This is a genomic window from Allochromatium humboldtianum, from assembly GCF_013385175.1.
Lineage (GTDB): Bacteria > Pseudomonadota > Gammaproteobacteria > Chromatiales > Chromatiaceae > Thermochromatium > Thermochromatium humboldtianum.
In genome coordinates, this window is record NZ_JABZEO010000007.1 from 71,775 (window position 1) to 90,048 (window position 18,274).

Here is an 18,274-nt window from a genome sequence, read left to right on the forward strand (position 1 = left end):
GTCGGATCATGCGTGACACCACCCTCCAGCCACTCATCATCGTCGTCATCCTGCTGCTCGCACTGACCGGCTGCGCCAGTCGCGGCGAACTCGACGATGAGGCCATCGCCCGCATCCCGGATGCCGTGCCCAAGGTCGAGCCGTTGGCCAAGTCGGGCAATCCAGAGTCCTATGTGGTCTTCGGCCGGCGCTATTACACCCAGAAGTCCGCGCGCGGCCATGTCGAGCGCGGACTGGCCTCCTGGTATGGCCGTCCCTTCCACGGGCGCAAGACCAGCTCGGGCGAGACCTATGACATGTACGCCATGAGCGCGGCGCACAAGACGCTGCCGCTGCCGACCTATGCGCGCGTCACCAATCTCGAAAACGGTCGCCGTGTCGTGGTGCGGATCAACGATCGCGGCCCCTTTCACGACGGTCGCGTCATCGATCTCTCCTACACGGCCGCCGTCAAGCTCGGAATGAAGCGCCAGGGCACGGCGCGAGTGGAAGTCCAGGCGATCGATCCCAGACGCCGTTTCTGGAGCTTCCTGCCCTTCCTGGCTGACCACTCCGAGGCCGAGAGCGACACTGGCCGCCCGACCCGCGCGGCGGCTTCGCTACAAAACTGAAACACTGTGCCATTTTTGCGATTTGAGGGGTAAAATGCGCCACAATTCTCTCGCCACCCCCGAGTTTTCGGATCACCCATGAAATCAGCCATCAAGCGCCTGCTCCCGTGGTTTCTGCTGCTGCTCCCGCTCGGCCTGCCCGTCGGTGCGCAAACGACGACGCCCGCTCCTCCCGAACTGGAGGCCAAGGGTTATCTGCTGGTCGACTTCCATACGGGCAAGACCCTGGCCGAACTCAATGCCGACGAGCGGCTCGAGCCGGCGAGTCTGACCAAGATCATGACGGCCTACACGGTGTTCCGCGAGCTGGCCTCCGAGCGCATCAAACTCACCGATCAGGTGCTGGTCAGCGAGAAGGCCTGGCGCACCGGCGGCTCCAAGATGTTCATCGAGGTCGGCAAGCAGGTCAGTCTGGAGGATCTGCTCAAGGGCATGATCATCCAGTCTGGCAACGATGCCAGCGTGGCCCTGGCCGAATACGTCTCGGGCAACGTCGAGTCCTTCGCCAATCTCATGAACGCCCATGCCAAGCGGCTCGGCATGACCAACAGCCATTTCACCAACCCCAATGGCCTGCCGGACCCCGAGCTCTATACGACCGCGCGAGACATGGCGCGGGTCGCCGTGGCCCTGATCCGCGAGTTTCCCGAATACTACGCCTGGTACTCCAACCAGGAATTCACCTACAACGGCATCACCCAGGCCAATCGCAACCCGTTGCTCAAGCGCGATCCCACGGCCGACGGCATCAAGACCGGCTACACCAAGGCGGCCGGTTACTGTCTGGTCGGATCGGCCAAGCGCGACGACATGCGCCTGATCTCGGTCGTGATGGGCACGCCCAGCCCCAGGGCACGCGCCGAGGCCAGCCTGGCCCTGCTCAACTATGGTTTCCGCACCTACGAGAGCCACAAGCTCTACCCCGTCGGTCAGCCAATCGAGAACCTGCGCGTCTGGTACGGCGATCAGGACACCCTGCCCGTGGGGCCGCAGCGCGACGTGGTGGCCACGATCCCGCGCGGCCAGTACGACAAGCTCAGCGCGCGTATCGAGAAGACCTCGGATATGAATGCCCCCATCGCTCAGGGCGACCAGCTCGGCGACGTGGTGGTGTCCATGGGTGAGGAGGAGGTCACGCGCATTCCGCTCGTCGCGCTCCAGGATCTGCCCAAGGGCGGTCTCTGGCGTCAGGCCAAGGACAGCGTGCTGCGGATGTTCTGATGGGCGATCGCACGTGAACGAACTCTATCTCAACGGCGCCTTCGTGCCGCCCGAGGCCGCGCACATCTCGGTCATGGACCGTGGATTCCTGTTCGGCGACGGCGTCTACGAGGTCATCCCGAGCTATGGCGGTCACTTCCTGGGTCTGGAGCCGCATCTCGACCGGCTGGACGCGAGCCTCGCGGCCATGCGGCTGGACGCGCCGCTCGCGCGCGAGGACTGGCGCACGGTGCTGCGGCGGCTGATCGGCGAGCCGCCGGCTGCGGATCAGTACGTCTATCTCCAGGTGACGCGCGGCACGGCGCCCGAGCGCGATCATCTCTGTCCCGAGGGCGTGCGACCGACCGTGCTCGCCTTCGCCAAGCCGATCAAGCCGCGCGCACCCGCCATCGCCGAACAGGGCGTCGCCTGCATCACCCATCCCGACATCCGCTGGCTGCGCGGCGATATCAAGTCGATCTCGCTGGCGGCGGCGGTGCTGATGCGCCGCGAGGCCGCCGACGCCGATGCGCTGGAGACCATCATGCACCGCGACGGCTGGGTGACGGAGGGCGCGGTCTCCAACGTCTTCGTCGTCGCCGGAGGCGCGCTCATGACCCCGCCCAAGAGCCGGCTGCTGCTCTCGGGCATCACGCGCGAAATGGCCCTGACCCTGGCGCACGAGCACGGTCTGGAGTTCGTGGAACGGCCGGTCGCGCTCGACACCCTGCGCGCGGCCGACGAGATCTGGCTCAGCAGTTCGACGCGCGAGGTGCTGCCGGTCACGCGGCTCGACGGCGAGCTGGTGGGCGACGGGCGTCCGGGACCGCTCTGGCGCCGGATGGATGCCCTCTATCAGGACTACAAGGCACGGGTGCGAGCAGGCCATGTCTGACCAAACAGAAACCCTGATGACCTTTCCCTGCCGCTTCGCGGTCAAGGCCATGGGACCGGCCGGACGCGGACTGGAAGCGGTCGTGGTCGAGATCGTCAGCCGTCATGCCGAGGGCGTCGACGAGACGGCGATCTCGGTACGCGAGAGCCGGGGCGGCAAATGGATCGCCGTCACCCTGACCTTCGAGGCCCACAGCAAGCCTCAGCTCGACGCCATCTACCAGGAACTCAGCGCCCACGAACTGGTGGCCTGGGCGCTGTGAACGCGCCGTCTCCCCCGCTGCGCATCCGACATCTGGCCGGACTCCAGGACTATGGAGCGACCTGGGCGGCGATGCGCGCCTTCACCGATACGCGCGACGCCGAGACGCCGGACGAGCTCTGGCTGCTCGAACACCCGCCCGTCTTCACGCTCGGTCAGGCCGGGCGTCCCGAGCATCTGCTCGCCCCCGGCGCCATCCCGGTGGTCCAGACCGATCGCGGCGGGCAAGTGACCTATCATGGTCCGGGTCAGCTCGTCGCCTATCTGCTGCTCGATCTGCGACGCGCGGGGATCGGTATCAAGCGGCTGGTGGAGCGACTGGAACAGGCGATCATCGATCTGCTGGCCACGCACGGCATCGAGGCCGAACGGCGCGCCAACGCGCCCGGCGTCTATGTCGCCGGAGCCAAGATCGCGTCACTGGGTCTGCGCGTGCGCAACGGGTGCAGCTATCACGGTCTGGCGCTCAATGTCGACCTGGACCTGGAACCCTTCGGCCGCATCAATCCCTGCGGCTATGCCGGACTGACCGTCACCCGGCTCGTCGATCATGTCCCTGGGATCACGCTCACCGAGACGGCTCGGGCGCTGGCCGAGATCCTGCCGCGATACCTGAGCCGACCGGACTGAAGCCGACTCAGCAGCATTCGTCCTCGATCCGGTCGAGCAGATCCAGCCCTTCACGGTGTCCGTGATGCTCGAACAGGGCGCGGATATAGTTGACCTGACTGCCGACGACGAACAGCTCGTCCTGTCCCATCCGCGTGATCTCGTCGAGCTTGCGCTCGAAATAGGCGCTCCAGGACGAGGCTTCGGGCGCCTCGATACAGTCACGGATACAGTCCAGAATGCGACGCGCCTGCTCGTCGCACTCGAGGCCCTCGAACGTGATATAGCGATCAATCTTCACGGCAGCCTGGGACACGGTTGATGATTCCTCTGTTGTCTCGAATCCGACACGACCCGGCTGGATCGGCGCAGGCCAGGTCTTTGATACCGGGTCGGTTTCGGCGGAGAGCCGCTACCGACCCATCATGTGCCGGAGATTCAAGCAAGAACGAGGCCGGATTCGCGTCTCAGGGCACCCGCGCCACCGGACGCATCTCCTTGTCACAGACGCCGCCGACGCTCACCGAGCGCATCGAACCGGACTCCTTGCAGGTTTCGCCGCGATCGGCGATCCGGCAATGGAGTTCGACCGGATCGCCTGAGCCGAGCCAGTTCGGCACCTTGCGATAGCGTCCGGCGCCGGCCGAGCGACAGCCGCCCGGGATGCCATAGGGCGGACAGTAGTCCGGACGCTTCAGCGAGACCTTGCGCGCATCGACCAGGAAGCCCGGATAGTTGTCCTGGACGCGGACGACATCGCGATCCGGCTCCTGAGTGACCAGGAACTCCTTGAACGCATAGCCGGAGCCGGATTTGTCACCGACCTCGATGCGGGTATTGGCGATCAGCGCGAAGTCGTCGCCCTTGCGTGCCACGGCGCCGGTCATGTACTCGACCCGGTCGTGGTTGGGGAAGCATTGGCCCATGGCCGGGGCGTGGTAGTAATGGCGCGTGGTGGTCAGATCGCTCAGGCTGTTGCCGGGGAAGACGGCGCGCAGACCCGAATCACCGCCATAGAGGATCTGCTCGGCGTCCGGCACGGTCTGGGCATACATGGCCTGGAGCTTGGCGTAGTTGTCGCGGTCGGCCAGATCCGGTCGCAGATAGCAGGCGGTCAGACCCGAGATCTGGGTCAGGTACTCGTCCCAGATGTTGTACTGAGAAGGCGCCGAGGAGACGCCCTGGAAGTCGCCGGGGAAGGTACAGCCCTGCCCGCGCTGGCACTGTCCCACCGCACGATTGCGGATCGAGAGCACCACGATGTTGCGCTCGCAGGCCCCATAGGCGTTGCAGCCGCGTCCCAGATGTCCCTCGTAGAGCGCGGTACGCATGGCGTAATCCAGATGCTTGGCGCGCGCCAGCGTGGTCGGCGAGCCGAGGTCCGAGCGCCGGGCGCTGAAATCCTCCCAGGCGCGCTCCAGGGCCTGACGGCGGCGTGTCAGACGCGTGTTGACCGAAGCACATTCGTTCGAATCATGGAAAGCGCGCACGATGCGGTCGAGTTCACTGGCGCCGCCCGTCGAGCCGCGGCGTCCGCCCGAGCGCGGCGGATCGAAGAAGGGCGCCTTCTCCAGCGCATAGAGTTCGCGCACATTGATGACGTTGCGCACGCTCGCCGGGCAGTGATGGTTGCGTACCTGGAGTTCCTTGCGCTCGGCCACGGCGCGCTTGAAGACTTCGGTCGAGGCGGGAGTCGCCGAGCGCGGGTCGACCACGACCTCGAAGCCGACATAGGGCGTGCCGTCCCTGTCGGTCAGCGGCTCGCCGTTGCGGATCATCAGACAGGGGATGACCGATGTGCCCTGCACCAGGGTTCCGGCGCGCCCGGCGGCGGTGCCGGCGGCCGCGAAGCGGTCGGCGTCGTAATAGGGGACGTCCATGGGGCCATTGAACTTGTAGACCGTCATCACGGGCGTGGCCGGGATCGCAGCCAGCAGATCGAACGAGACGAGTAGCGCGAGCGCGCCGAACCAGATACGCATGAGACTGAACCTTCCTCGATGTTGGATGCAGGGGGCGTTCTAGGCTAGGCCAAGCTGGAGTGCGAATCCACCCCCGAGTCCCCCAAAGGGGTCGGCATGCTTGAGAATGATGTTCTGATATGCCGTAATGCAAACTCGAATCGAGACCGTTCCGAGGATCAAGTCACCATGTCACACGCACTCAGGCTGTTCGTCGGCGCCCTGCTGATCGTCATGCACGGCCTCGTCATGGCCGACGACGATCGTCTCCAGCGCATCCAGACCGCTCAGACACTGCGCGTCTGCATCTGGCCGGATTACTACGGCATCTCGTTCCGCAATCCCAAGACGCTCCAGCTCTCGGGCATCGACGTCGATCTGGCGCGCGAACTCGCCCGCGATCTCGGGGTCGAGGTCGAATTCGTCGACAGCGCCTTCGCCACCCTGATCGAGGACGTGCTCGGCGACCGCTGCGACATCGCCATGTTCGCCATCGGCATCACGCCGGCGCGTCAGCAGCATCTGCGTTTCACCCAGCCGTATCTGGCCAGCGACATCTATGCCGTCACCACCCGCACCAATCGGCGCATCCGCGACTGGTCAGACATCGACCAGCCGGGCACCGTGGTCGCCGTGGCCAAGGGCACGCTGCACGAGGCGGTCATGCGCGAAAAGCTCCAGCACGCCGAGTTGCGCGTGCTCGACACGCCCCATTCCCGTGAGCAGGAAGTCCAGTCGGGACGGGCTGACGTCTTCATGACCGACTATGCGTACAGCCGGCGCATGCTCGACAATCACGACTGGGCGCGTCTCGTCTCGCCCACCCAGTCCGATCAGAACACCGGCTACACCTGGATGACGACGCCGGGCATCGACCAGCATGACTGGGAACGGATCGTCTCGCCGAGCGCGAGCTATCACCTCACGCCCTACGCCTGGGCCATGGCGCCGGGCGATGACGCCTTCCACGCGCGCGTCGAGCGTTTCATCACCGCGATCAAGACCGATGGCCGACTCCTGGAGGCGGCGCGCCGTCACGGTCTCGAACCCATCGTGGTGCATTGAGCCAGCCTGACATCCGGCCGCATTCATGTCTCACAGCGAATCACAGCGACACGGCCTGATCCTGGCCGCCCTGGTCCTATTGGCGAGCGGCTGGCTGGCGGCCTTCGGCATCACGCTCTGGCGTCTGCACGACAAGGCCACCACGGATGCGTTCGCCACGGCCCGGATGCACGCACGCAATTTCGAGGATTATCTGACCAAGACGCTCCAGGTCATCGACCTGAGCGTGGGCAATCTGCCGCCGGGACAGGATCTGACCGACGACCGGGCGCTCGCAACGCATCTGACCGGATTGCTGCGTCCCTCGCCCTTTCTGCGCTCGCTGTCGATCCTGACGACGGATGGCTCGGTGATCGGCAGTTCGGATGCACGCAATATCGGTCTCAGGATCACACTGGACGGCTTCTACCCGGAGACCACTCTGGGCGGCGCCCCGCCACGCATCGGCCGACCCTGGGTGGGACGGGATCTGGCGAACGCGACCCCGAGCACGGGTCAACCACCGCCGCCGCGTGCCGCCAGCCTGATTCCGGTCATGCACCGCTTCGAACTCGACGACACGCCCTACTGGTGGCTGGCCGCCCTCAACCCGGACGACTTCATCGACCACTTCAGCCAGCTACTGCCGACCGAGGAGGGTCGCGTCCAGCTCCTGCGCTACGACGGTCTGCTGCTGCTCTCGACCAGTCCCGACGACATCCCCGGACGCGCGGATCAGTCCGGCGAGGTGCCCGCGCGGCTGGAGCGGCTGGAGCTGGGCGAGCTGGCGCAGACACTGGCCGACGGTCATCACGTCCTGACGGCCTATCGCGCCTCCAGCCGCTATCCGGTCGTGATCGCCGTCCATCTCGATCGCGACTACATCCAGGCGCAGTGGCTCCGTGAGGCGGGCCGGTTGTCGATGATCGTCGTGCCGATCCTGGTCGCGCTCTCGGTGGCCATCCTACTGCTCTGGCTGCGCCGCCGCCGTCTCGCGCAGCAGCGCGCCGAACTGGAACGCCAGCGCCGGCTGACCTCCAGCGTCTTCGAGGCCAGCAGCGACGCCATCATGCTGACCACGCCCTCGGGCGAGATCCTCTCGACCAACCCGGCCTTCGAACGCATGACCGGCTACAGCGGCGCGGAGGCGCTGGGCCGCAATCCGCGTCTGCTCTCCTCCGGGCTGCACGACCAGACTTTCTATCGCGATCTCTGGGACGCCGTCATCACCCGAGGTCACTGGCGCGGCGAGATCGTCAACCGCCGTCGGGATGGCGAGTTCTACACCGCGATCCTGACCATCGATGCCGTGCGCGACGAACAGGGCGAACTCCAGCACTATGTCGGCGTCACCTCGGACATCACCGAGCGCAAGCGGCACGAGGCCGAACTGCTGGCGGCCAAGGAGCGTGCTGAGAGCGCCGCGCGCGCCAAGACGACCTTCCTCTCGACCATGAGCCACGAGCTGCGCACGCCCATGCACGGCATCCTGGGCATGACCGAACTGCTGCTGGAGTCAGACCTGAACGAGCGCCAGCGCCGTCAGCTCGACACCGTCAAGCGCTCCGCCGACTCGCTGCTGGCCATCCTGGCCGACATCCTGGACTACACGCGCATGGATGCCGAGGACGTCCAGCTCCAGCCCGGCCCCTGCGATCCGCTCCGGATCATCCGGGACGTCATGACCGTCCACGCCCCCCAAGCCGAGAAAAAGGGACTGGGCTTCGTCCTGGACTCCAGCCGTCCGGCGCCTGGATTCGTGGTCGTCGATGCACAGCGCTTGCAGCAGGTACTCGACAAGCTGACCGCCAATGCCGTCAAGTTCACCCACGAAGGCGAGATCCGGCTCGCGACCTGGCTCGACACCGAGACGGCGGCGAACGGGCGCGGCCGGCTCGCCATCTGCGTGACGGATACCGGGATCGGCATTCCGGGCGAACTGCACGCAAGCATCTTCGAGCCCTTCGTCCAGGCCGACGGCTCGCATACGCGGCGCTATGGCGGCACCGGGCTGGGTCTGGCCATCGCCCGCCGTCTGACCGAGGCGCTGGGCGGAACCCTGAGCTTGGAGAGTGAACCCGACCAGGGCAGCTGCTTCAGGCTCGATATTCCCGTCCAGCCGGTCGAGGTCGGCCGTGCGTCGTCCACATCATCGAATCCGAGCTGATCGCCCATGTCCAGTGTCCTGTCGCGTCTGACCCGTTCGAGCCGGCTCGGCGTTCCCCTGATCCTCTGGATCGGTTTTCCGGTCTTCGCCCTGCTGATGGTGCTGTGGCCGGGCCTCGATCTGGCGGTCTCCGGGCTGTTCTACACGCCTGGAGCCGGATTCACGCTCAAGGGCGAACCCTGGGAGCGTGCGCTCCATGAGTCGGTGCCCGTGCTGATGGTGGGGGTGAATCTGGCGCTGATCGCGCTCTGGTGGTTCAACCGGCGCACGGGGCGCGGCTGGTTCGGGTTCACGGGGCGCAAGCTGGCGTTTCTGCTCTGTCTGCTGATCCTGGTGCCGGGGCTGATCGTCAACCAGGGTTTCAAGGAGCATTGGGGACGGGCGCGGCCGGTCACTGTGATGGAGTTCGGCGGGGACAAGACCTTTACGCCGGCCTTCGTGCTGTCGGATCAGGAGGGCGGCTCGTTCAGCTCGGGACATGCGGCGGCGGCGGCCTATGTGGTGGCGGCGGCGGCGACTTTGGCCGGGCGCGGCTCGCCCTGGATGTGGCTGGCGCTGGTCTATGCGCTTGGGGTCGGATTGGCGCGACTGGTCTCGGGCGGGCACTTCTTGAGCGACGTTCTGACGTCGCTGCTCCTGGTGTGGATCGGTTATCGGTTGCTGGGCTGGCTCTTCTTTCCCGAAACGCAAGCGGCGAAAGCCGGCATTCGAGTTCAGTCGAAGACCACGTCCTCGTAGACGGCGTCCTGGTTGCAGGAGAACTCCAGGGATTCGAGCACGAGCGGCGCATCCGAAGCCACTGGAGACAGCAGCCAGCCCTGGTCGCAACGCCGGAAGACCTCGATCGAACGGCTACGCGAATCGATCAGGACATATTCGCGCAGGGTCTCCAACTGCCGATAATGGGCGAACTTGGCGCCGCGATCATAGGCTTCGGTCGATTCCGAAAGGACTTCGATGATGAGGGTCGGTTCGCGCTTGAGCTTGCGTTCGCCCGCGTCGGACGATGAGCAGGTGACGAAGACGTCGGGATAGAAGACGTTTGCGGAGGTCTGGGTGGCGACTTGGAGCTTCATGTCGGCCATATAGACCCGGCAAGGCGTACCGCGCACATGGGCGCGCAGTAGCGCGCCCATGTTCAGTGAGATGGTGACATGCTCCTCGGTCGCGCCGGCCATGGCGAAGACCTCTCCGGCGATGTATTCATGCTTGACGTCGGAGGCTTCCTCGCCCGCCAGATAGTCTTCCAGGGTCAGGCGCTGGGCTTCGGCTAGGTTCGACATGGCCATGGCTCCGTCGATCGTGGTTGAGTCCCGTCTAGGCTATCAGGATCGGCGTCGTTTTGCCGTCCTGATCGCCGCGCTCACGTCAGATTTCGCTCCAACTCGTCCAGCACCGTCAGAGCGGCCTCGAAGTCATAGTCCTCAATGGCCCGAGTCATCCGGCCCATGAGCGACCCGAGCGCACTGCCGGCCAGTCGCGTGGTCAATTCCTCGGCCACATCCGCCGCCTCGGTATCGTCGTCGAGCAGCAGGGCGCGCAAACGCGCCAGGATCGGCTCGACGACCACGCGCTCGACCGGAGCCGTGCCGGATTCGGCCGATTCCGATCGATCGAGCACCGCCAAGCCGGCCAGCACAGGTTCCAGACAAACCAGAGTCTCGGCCAGAAGCACGTCGAGACGTTCGCCCGATTCGCCCGCCTGACAGGCCGACTCCAGCGCCTGAGCCGCCGCCTGGACATCGCGCGCGGCGATGTTGCCGGCCACGCCCTTGAGCGTATGGGCGCAGCGCGTGGCGGCCTCGGCGTCGGGATCGAGCCGTGCCGCCGCGAAACGCACGCCGAAATCGCCCTGACTCTCGCGGAAACGTCGCAGGAGCTTCAGGTACAGACGCGGATCGTTCTGACTGATCGCCAGTCCCGCCTGGGTGTCGATCCCCGAAAGCTCGGGGATCGGCTCGACCGACGTATCCGGGATCTCGACCCCGACGGCCGACTCGGACGGCGGCAGGACGGCACGCGCCGGCCGAATCCACTTGGCCATGGTCGCGAACATCTCGCGCACATTGATCGGCTTGCCGATGTGGTCGTTCATCCCGGCGGCGAGCGCCTTCTCGCGATCGCCGCTCATGACGTTGGCGGTCATGGCGATCACCGGCAGCCCGGCCAGCTCCGGACGCGCGCGGATGGCGCGCGTGGCCGAGTAACCGTCCATCACCGGCATCTGACAGTCCATGAGCACGCCGTCGAAGCGCGACTCACCGGCGAGCCGCTCCAGCGCCTCCTGCCCATTGGCCGCGATCTCGACACTCAACCCGTTGCTGACCAGCAGCTCCAGCGCCAGTTCCTGATTAAGCTCGTTGTCCTCGACCAGCAGCACATGGGCGCCGCGCAGGCCGGCGATTGCCTCGGAGGATTCCTCCTGACGATGGGTCGCGCGCGTGAACTGACCGACCTGCCGACCGACGGCGTGCATGACGGCATCGAGCAGGGTCGAGGGCGTCACCGGCTTGGTCAGGAAACCGGCCACGCCCAGTTCGGCGGCGGCCTGATGTGCGGCCTCGCGCCCATAGGCCGTCACCATGATCAGGGTCGGTGCATGGGTGATCTCGGTCTGGGCGCGCAACCGGCGGATGGTCTCGATCCCATCCATCTCGGGCATCTTCCAGTCCATCAGCATCAGGTCGAAGGGTTCGGACCGATCGGCGGCGCACAAACGCTCGATCGCCTCCGGACCGCTCGCCGCCGCTTCGACCGCGAAACCGAAGGCCAGCAGCATCTGGGTCAGGATCTCGCGCGCGGTGGCATTGTCGTCGACGACCAGAATCCGCAGCGACAGCGCTTCGCGCGACAGATGCACGGGTTCACTGACGACGCCGCGCTGCTGCCCAAGGCGCACGTCGAAGCCGAAGGTACTGCCCTGCCCTAGCGCGCTCTCGACCCGGATCTCGCCGTCCATCAGCTCTGTCAGGCGCTTGGAGATCGTCAGTCCCAGGCCGGTACCGCCATATTTGCGCGTCGTCGACATGTCGGCCTGGCTGAAGGACTCGAACAGCCGTGCCTGCTGCTCCGGCGACATGCCGATGCCCGTGTCGCGCACACTGAAACCGAGCCGCACCCAGTCCGCGTCCTGATCCAACACCCGTACCGAGATCAGGATCTCGCCGCCCGGATCGGTGAACTTGACCGCGTTGTTGCCCAGATTGATCAGGATCTGGCCCAGCCGCAGCGGATCGCCGACGAGCGCCATGGGCGCCTCGGGGGGGAGATCGAACATCAGCTCCACCCCCTTCTCCTCGGCCTTGAGTCCGACCAGATTCGAGAGGTTGTCCATCACGTCTTCGAGCCGGAAATCGATGTGCTCGATGTCGAGCTTGCCGGCCTCGATCTTGGAGAAGTCCAGGATGTCGTTGATGATGCCGAGCAACGCCTCGGCCGAGCGATGCACCTTTTCGATGTAGTTGCGCTGACGGGCGTCGAGTTCGGTCTGCAACGCCAGATGCGCCATGCCGATGATGGCGTTCATCGGGGTGCGGATCTCGTGGCTCATGTTGGCCAGGAAGCTCGACTTGGCCTGCGTGGCTTCCTCGGCCAGCTCCTTGGCGGCCAGCAGCTCGACCTCGGCGGCCTTGCGGTCGCTGATGTCGATCACGGTCCCGGCCAGATCGATCGGGATGCCCGCCGAGTCATAGCTGGCCTGTCCCTGTTCGTAGACATGATGGATTCGGCCCTCACGGTCGATGATCCGGTATTCGACCGTATAGGACAGATGCCGCGACACGGCCGCATCGATCACCTGCGCGACATGCGCGACATCCTCGGGATGGATGAGGCTGCCGTAGGTACGTACCACGTTGTGGATGAACTCGCTCGCCGGATGGCCCGAGAGTCGCTCGATCTCGTCGCTGATGAACAGCATGGTCCAGTCCGAGTCGATCAGAGAGCGGAAGACAGTGCCGGGGATGGTGCTGACCAGACTCCTGAACAGGCGCTCGCGCTTGGCCAGCTCCTCGGTGATGCGCCGACGCTCGGTGAGATCCTGGCTCATGGCGACGAAGTCCGTCACCTGTCCGGCGCGGTTGGTCACGGGGGCGATGGAGACCGAGACCCAATAGAGTTCGCCATCCTTGCGGCGGTTGCAGATCTCGCCGTTCCAGGTCCGGCCGCTCAGGATGGTGTCCCAGAGTTCGACATAACGCTCGGGGGGCGTGAGCTCGCTCTTGAGCAGTCGCGGATTCTGACCGACGACCTCCTCGCGCGCATAGCCAGTCAATCGGGTGAAGGCCGGATTGACGTGCTCGATACGGCCCTCGACGTCGGTGATGACGATGCACAGCGGGTTCTGTTCGACCACCTGGGCGAGCTTGCGCAACTCATGGGTGCGTTCCTCGACCAGCACATTCAGGCGCGCGCGCGTGCGCTCGCCCAGCCAGACGATGATCGCGGCCAGGGCCAGCACCAGGAGCGAGGTGCTCAGGAGCGCGCCCAGGATGAGCGCGCGCGAGTCGCGGAAGGGCGCCAGCGCCTCGTCCAGATCGATCTCGGTGGCCACGCCGACGCCCAGTCGGTTCGACCAGCTCCAGGCGCCCATGACCGGCACGCCCCGATAATCGCGATACCCCTGCACGTCCAGTCCGTTGCGACCGCTCAACACGTCGGCGGCCAATCGCGTCAGGGGCCAGGTGGAAGGCTCGCTCGCCGGCGTCCGACCGGCGGTCAGATCGACGCCGGGGTCGCGGATGCGCCAGTTCAGAAAGCCGGGCGCGTCGCCGATCCGGACCGACAGCGACTGGGTATCGCTGAAACGCGAGGGTGTCAGCAGGCGCGCCTGACGGTCGAGCAGATAGGTCTCGCCCGTCTCGCCGATGCGCATGATCGATCCGATCCGGCCGAAGGTCACGGACGGATCGAAGCGCATGGCCAGCACGCCGATGACGCGCGCCTCGCGTCTCATCGGCGCGAGGATGAACAGGGCCGACTCCGATCGAGCACCCGCGGTCGGCGCGTCCGGACTGTCCAGCGTGCTCGGCGGAATCAGAACCGTCTCCCCGGCCAGCGCGCGCGCAAAGGCTTCGGGTTCACGCGTGGCCAGTTGTGACGGACGATCGAGATCGTACAAGGCGATGACGACACGCCCATCGGGCGCGAGCAGCTTCAGATTGGAGAGACCCGCGTCCTTGATGTGCGCCCGGTAGATCTGCTGGAGACGCTCGCGATCGGCCGCCTCGAGTCGCGGCGCCTCGCCGACCAACCGACCGGCCAGTGCGACCAGATCCGGATTCCCGGTGATGTGGTGGATGTGGAGCATCCGGTCATCCAGCCACATCTCCAGCGTCTGGAGCGCGGCACGATTGACGGTTTGCAGGGTCTGTCCGATCTCGACGCGCAGTCCGCGCTCGATCCGACCGAATCCATGGCCGGCCAGTATCAGGATCAGGGTCAGAAAGATCCCGACCACGAGCAGGACGACCTTGCGCAGATTGCGCCGATCGAACAGCCGATCCTCGGCGCCCTGACGCGAACGCCGCAGCAGGATCAGGAGCAGGGCGGCCAGGGTCGTCAGAACGGCGACACCGATCAGGAGCTGGATGGAAACGGGCTGGTAGGCGCCGGTCTCCGCCGGCCCGCCGCCGACCACGGACGTCGTCTCCTGCAGCCAGCGTTCGCGCAGGTGTTTCAGCTCCTCCTGGGTGACGTGCGCCATCGCCTTGCCGAGCGCCGAGTGCAGCAGCGGCCAGTCGTTGCGCACCCCGATGCGCAGCCCGGTCATGTCCGGGTCGACGGACTCGACCTCGCCCGAGATCCGCAGATTGGCCAGCAGATTGCCGGCGATCTGATACCGCACCACGGCATCCCGCCCGATGGCGGCATCGGCGCGTCCGAGCGCGACGGCCTTCAGCGCCTCCAGTGCATCCTCGGCCGGCAGGCGTCGGATGTCCGGGTAGTACCGGCTCAACAGGCTCTCGACGAAGAAGCCGGCCGGAAAGGCGACCACCCGCCCCCGCAAGTCGTTCAGATCCGCGAACGGCTGGTCACGACGGCTGACGATCACATTGGGCGTGGTCGCATAGGACTCGGTGAAGAGCAGATCGGCGCGCCGCTCCTCGGTGGCGACGATGTTGAGCATCAGGTCGAGCCGTTTGTCGCGGATCCGGTCCATGAAGACATTCCAGTCCGACCCGGTCTGATACTCGACCCGCAGACCGAGCTTGTCGGCCAGCAGGTTCAGATAGTCGATCGAGAAGCCGCGCGGCTCGCCATAGCTGTTGAAATTGAAGGGTGGCCAGTTCTGCTCGTTGTGGGCGCGGATGACGGGGTGCTCGCGCAGCCAGACGCGCTCGGCCTCGGTCAGGGCGATGTCGGCGCTCGGCGCCGCCGTCCGGTCCGTCGACTCGGCACGAGCCGGCCCCAGGGCGACCGCGAGCAGCGCCAGGGCAACGACGAGCATCGAGCGGAAGCGCATCATAGAGGCGTATCGAGGACGGCGGCGACTCGCTCCAGCAGGTGTTCGGGATCGATCGGCTTGAGGAGGTAATCGAGTGCGCCCAGCGCCAGCCCGGTCGCGCGCTCGGCCGGTTCGAGCCGCCCTGTGACGAAGAACACCGGAATGTCCGCCGTGGCCGGATCGGCCTTGAGTCGGCGACAGGTCTCGTATCCGTCCAGGTCCGGCATCATCACATCAAGCAGGATCAGATCCGGCGGCGATGGCCAGCGCCTTCTCGCCGCCGGTGGCGGCCTTGATCCTGTAGCGCTCGCGCAGCAGACCCTTGAGCAGATCGATGTTGGCGGGCAGGTCGTCCACGATCAGGATGGTCTTCTTGGGCGTCTCGTCAATCATCGGTCAGTCATCCATTCGCTGGTTGGGCCGCCGGCAGCGTCACCGTGATCTGGGTGCCGGCTTCGTCGGAGGTGCGCATCGCGATGCGTCCGCCCTGGGTCTCGGTCATGAGCCTGGCCGAATAGGTGCCGATCCCGGTGCCGCACGTCTTGCCGTGGGTGACGTACTTGTCGAAGAAGGTATCACGGATCGGCTCGGGGACGGCACCGTCGTTGTAGATGTGCACACTGATCCCGTCGGACTCGGTCTCGATCTCGATGCTGACCTCGCTGCCGATGGGCGAGGCCTCGGCGGCATTGCGGATCAGGTTCGAGAACAGGGTATGGCACAGCAGTTCCTCGCCGCGCACCCGGAGCGGCACGGGCGCGGCCTGATGCACATGGATGGGCAGCGAACCGAAAGCGGCCCGGGTCTCGGCGACGACCCGCGCCAGCAGCGCCGACAGATCCAGGTCGACGGGTTCGAGTTGATAGGTGCCGGACTCCATGCGATAGAGCGCCTGCGAGTGGTCGATCAGGTCGAGCACGAAGCGCGCCGACTCCTGCATGGCCTCGACCGTCTCGCGCTGGGCCGGGAGCAGATTGTCGCCAGTCGCCAGATCCTGAGCCAGCGCCAGCAGGGCATTGAGCGGATTCTTGATGTCGTGGCGCGTCATGCGCTCGATCTCTTGTCGGCTTGGTCACATAATCGACCGCGCCCAGATCCAGCCCGGCGATCACGTCCTGGGCGTCGATCTTGGCGGTGAGAAAGATGATCGGGATCTCGCGCGTGCGTGGATCGGCCTTGAGCCGGCGAAAGACCTCGATGCCGTCCATGTCGGGCATCATGATGTCGAGCAGGATCAGATGCGGCGGATCGTCCGAGCGCGCGATGCGCAACGCCTGCTCGCCGCTCTTGACGCCCTTGACGCGATAGTCGTCCTTGAGGATGCCGGTGATCAGATGGATGGTGTCCGGCATGTCGTCGACGACGAGGATGGTGGCGACCGCGTCCATGACGTCCGGCTCGCCGCTCACTACCTCCGGAGCGGTCGCCGTCTCGGCGTCCGGCTCGGCTTCGAAGGGTGGCGGCGCAACTGGAGGCGGTGACGTACCGGCGGCCGATCGGTTTCCGGCGGGCGGCGTCCCGAGCCGATCGATGACGCGCCGGATCTTGCGTTGAAAGGCCCCGAAGGAGAACGGCTTGATCAGGAACTCCGTGACCCCGGCCTCGATCGCGTTGCGCACCTGCGAGCGCTCGCCCTCGGCCGTGATCAGGACGACCGGTACGTGACGATAGGCCTTGGAGGCGCGGATGTGCTTGAGCAGCTCCAGGCCGTCCATGAGCGGCATGTTCCAGTCGGTGACGACGATATCGAAGCGCCACTTCTGGAGCATGTCGAGCGCCTCGCGGCCATTGGCGACCAGGGCCACGTGCTCGATCCCCATCGAACGGAGATTGTTGCGCACCAGCAGCCGCATCACCGCCAGATCGTCGACGACCAGAATCCGCAGGGTCTTGCCGACCAGGGGTCTATCCATGCCGCCGCCCGGACGCTCCGTGCGTCGCCGCGCGTTCAGGACCGGGCAGGCGCGATATCGGCCACGATTTCATTGGGGAGCGGTCTCCTCGGCATAATGGGTTTTGATCTCCAGCACCCTGGGCAGAATCTCCAGGAAGGGCGGAACCAGTTTGGGATCGAAATGCGAGCCGGCCCCCTCTTGCAGGAGCGCGACCGCCTGTTCGACCGGCCAGGCCTTCTTGTAGGGGCGCTCCGAGGTCAGGGCGTCGAAGACGTCGGCGATGGCGACGATGCGCCCCACGCGAGGGATGTCCTCACCGACCAGACCGTTGGGATAGCCCGAGCCGTCCCATTTCTCGTGATGGGTCAGGGCGACGATGCGCGCCATCTCCAGCAGATCCGAGTCGCCCGCGTCGCCAAGGATGTCGGCGCCGATCTGGCTGTGGGTCTGCATGATCGCCCATTCCTCGGCGTCGAGCTTGCCGGGCTTCTGCAGGATACGGTCCGGGATGCCGATCTTGCCGATGTCGTGCATGGGCGCGGCGTTCAGCAGCAGCTCGGCCTCCGCGTCGCTCATGCCGATCGCCTCGCCCAGGAAGCGCGAATAATGGCTCATGCGGATGACGTGCAGCCCGGTCTCGTTGTCCTTGTACTCGGCCGCGCGTCCGAGCCGGCGGATGATGCGCAACCGGGTCTCGTGCAACCGGGCGGTCTGCTCCTTGACCCGCTGGTCGAGCACCCGATTCTGGTCGTAGAGCGCCAGATGGGTGTGCACCCGCGCCTGGACCACGGGCGGACTGATGGGCTTGGTGATGTAGTCGACCGCGCCCAGATCCAGACCGCGGATCTCGTCCTCGATGCCGATCTTGGCGGTGATGAAGATCACCGGGATGTGGCGCGTGGTGAAGTCCTCCTTGAGCTGACGGCAGACCTCGAAGCCGTCCATGCCGGGCATCATGATGTCGAGCAGGATCATGTCGGGCGGATCGCCCGAGCGCACGATCTGCAGGGCGCGCTCGCCACGGGTGGCGGCCTTGACGTTGTAGTCGGCCTTGAGCGTATTGACCAGGAGGTCGATATTGGCCGGCGCATCGTCGACCACCAGGATCGTCTGTCTGTGAGCATCTGTCATCGAGCGGCTCCAAATCCGTGAAGGAACGCTCCGTCGTAGCCCGGCTCGCCTCGTT

Annotated in this window: 15 protein-coding genes and 2 pseudogenes; 8 read left to right on the forward strand and 9 right to left on the reverse strand. The window is 65.9% G+C overall.

Annotated elements, in window-relative coordinates:
* Positions 1 to 8: 8 nt before the first annotated feature.
* From HW932_RS11755 to lipB, 5 genes and pseudogenes are all read left to right on the forward strand, one after another.
* Positions 9 to 512 (forward strand): annotated as a pseudogene (locus HW932_RS11755) (septal ring lytic transglycosylase RlpA family protein); the annotation flags it as partial.
* 177 nt (positions 513 to 689) lie between these two features.
* Complete coding sequence (locus tag HW932_RS11760) at positions 690 to 1,832, forward strand: D-alanyl-D-alanine carboxypeptidase family protein (RefSeq protein WP_176976684.1); 1,143 nt, start codon at positions 690 to 692, stop codon at positions 1,830 to 1,832.
* 13 nt (positions 1,833 to 1,845) lie between these two features.
* A complete protein-coding gene (locus HW932_RS11765) occupies positions 1,846 to 2,706 on the forward strand; it encodes an aminotransferase class IV (protein WP_176976685.1) in 861 nt (286 codons plus the stop codon).
* Positions 2,699 to 2,968, forward strand: a complete 270-nt coding sequence (locus HW932_RS11770) for a YbeD family protein (RefSeq protein WP_012972037.1) — start codon at positions 2,699 to 2,701, stop codon at positions 2,966 to 2,968. Before HW932_RS11765 ends, HW932_RS11770 begins: the two co-directional genes overlap by 8 nt.
* Positions 2,965 to 3,597: a lipoyl(octanoyl) transferase LipB gene (gene lipB, locus HW932_RS11775; protein ID WP_176976686.1), complete on the forward strand. Its 633-nt coding sequence runs from the start codon at positions 2,965 to 2,967 to the stop codon at positions 3,595 to 3,597. The genes HW932_RS11770 and lipB overlap by 4 nt, the downstream gene beginning before the upstream one ends.
* A gap of 7 nt (positions 3,598 to 3,604) precedes the next feature.
* Here the strand turns inward: lipB and cowN are convergent, their stop codons facing one another.
* On the reverse strand, positions 3,605 to 3,892 hold the full coding sequence (gene cowN, locus HW932_RS11780) for a N(2)-fixation sustaining protein CowN (protein ID WP_176976687.1): 288 nt from the start codon (positions 3,890 to 3,892) through the stop codon (positions 3,605 to 3,607).
* Between the two features lie 151 nt (positions 3,893 to 4,043).
* Positions 4,044 to 5,558, reverse strand: a complete 1,515-nt coding sequence (locus HW932_RS11785) for a hypothetical protein (RefSeq protein ID WP_176976688.1) — start codon at positions 5,556 to 5,558, stop codon at positions 4,044 to 4,046.
* Between the two features lie 168 nt (positions 5,559 to 5,726).
* Here HW932_RS11785 and HW932_RS11790 point away from each other — a divergent pair, with 168 nt between their 5' ends.
* Genes HW932_RS11790 through HW932_RS11800 form a run of 3 tightly spaced genes read left to right on the forward strand, consistent with a single transcriptional unit; the run spans position 5,727 to position 9,486 of the window.
* Entirely contained in the window at positions 5,727 to 6,602 is an 876-nt protein-coding gene (locus HW932_RS11790) for an ABC transporter substrate-binding protein (RefSeq protein WP_176976689.1), read from the forward strand.
* Positions 6,603 to 6,627: 25 nt separating this feature from the next.
* On the forward strand, positions 6,628 to 8,748 hold the full coding sequence (locus HW932_RS11795; protein WP_176976690.1) for an ATP-binding protein: 2,121 nt from the start codon (positions 6,628 to 6,630) through the stop codon (positions 8,746 to 8,748).
* A 6-nt stretch (positions 8,749 to 8,754) separates the two neighbouring features.
* Complete coding sequence (locus tag HW932_RS11800) at positions 8,755 to 9,486, forward strand: phosphatase PAP2 family protein (RefSeq protein ID WP_176976691.1); 732 nt, start codon at positions 8,755 to 8,757, stop codon at positions 9,484 to 9,486.
* On the opposite strand, the gene HW932_RS11805 is transcribed toward HW932_RS11800, so the two are convergent.
* The 7 genes and pseudogenes from HW932_RS11805 to HW932_RS11825 all read right to left on the reverse strand — a co-directional run bounded on the left by HW932_RS11805 (position 9,462) and on the right by HW932_RS11825 (position 18,219).
* Positions 9,462 to 10,031 (reverse strand): Uma2 family endonuclease, encoded by a 570-nt coding sequence (locus HW932_RS11805; RefSeq protein WP_176976692.1) that lies wholly within the window; start codon positions 10,029 to 10,031, stop codon positions 9,462 to 9,464. The two genes, HW932_RS11800 and HW932_RS11805, sit on opposite strands and share 25 nt — an antisense overlap.
* A gap of 80 nt (positions 10,032 to 10,111) precedes the next feature.
* Complete coding sequence (locus HW932_RS11810) at positions 10,112 to 15,214, reverse strand: response regulator (RefSeq protein ID WP_246296786.1); 5,103 nt, start codon at positions 15,212 to 15,214, stop codon at positions 10,112 to 10,114.
* Positions 15,211 to 15,420 (reverse strand): response regulator, encoded by a 210-nt coding sequence (locus HW932_RS21825; RefSeq protein ID WP_246296787.1) that lies wholly within the window; start codon positions 15,418 to 15,420, stop codon positions 15,211 to 15,213. Before HW932_RS21825 ends, HW932_RS11810 begins: the two co-directional genes overlap by 4 nt.
* 7 nt (positions 15,421 to 15,427) lie before the next feature.
* Entirely contained in the window at positions 15,428 to 15,586 is a 159-nt protein-coding gene (locus HW932_RS21830; RefSeq protein WP_246296788.1) for a response regulator, read from the reverse strand.
* 7 nt (positions 15,587 to 15,593) lie between these two features.
* The gene (locus HW932_RS21835; protein WP_246296789.1) at positions 15,594 to 16,241 is read right to left on the reverse strand and encodes a sensor histidine kinase; all 648 of its coding nucleotides are present in this window, start codon (positions 16,239 to 16,241) and stop codon (positions 15,594 to 15,596) included.
* A gap of 67 nt (positions 16,242 to 16,308) precedes the next feature.
* Positions 16,309 to 17,106: pseudogene (locus HW932_RS22105) on the reverse strand (response regulator); the annotation flags it as partial.
* Between the two features lie 69 nt (positions 17,107 to 17,175).
* Positions 17,176 to 18,219 carry a response regulator gene (locus HW932_RS11825; protein WP_176976694.1) on the reverse strand — a complete coding sequence of 348 codons (1,044 nt, stop codon included), beginning with the start codon at positions 18,217 to 18,219 and terminating at the stop codon, positions 17,176 to 17,178.
* Between the last annotated feature and the right edge of the window lie 55 nt (positions 18,220 to 18,274).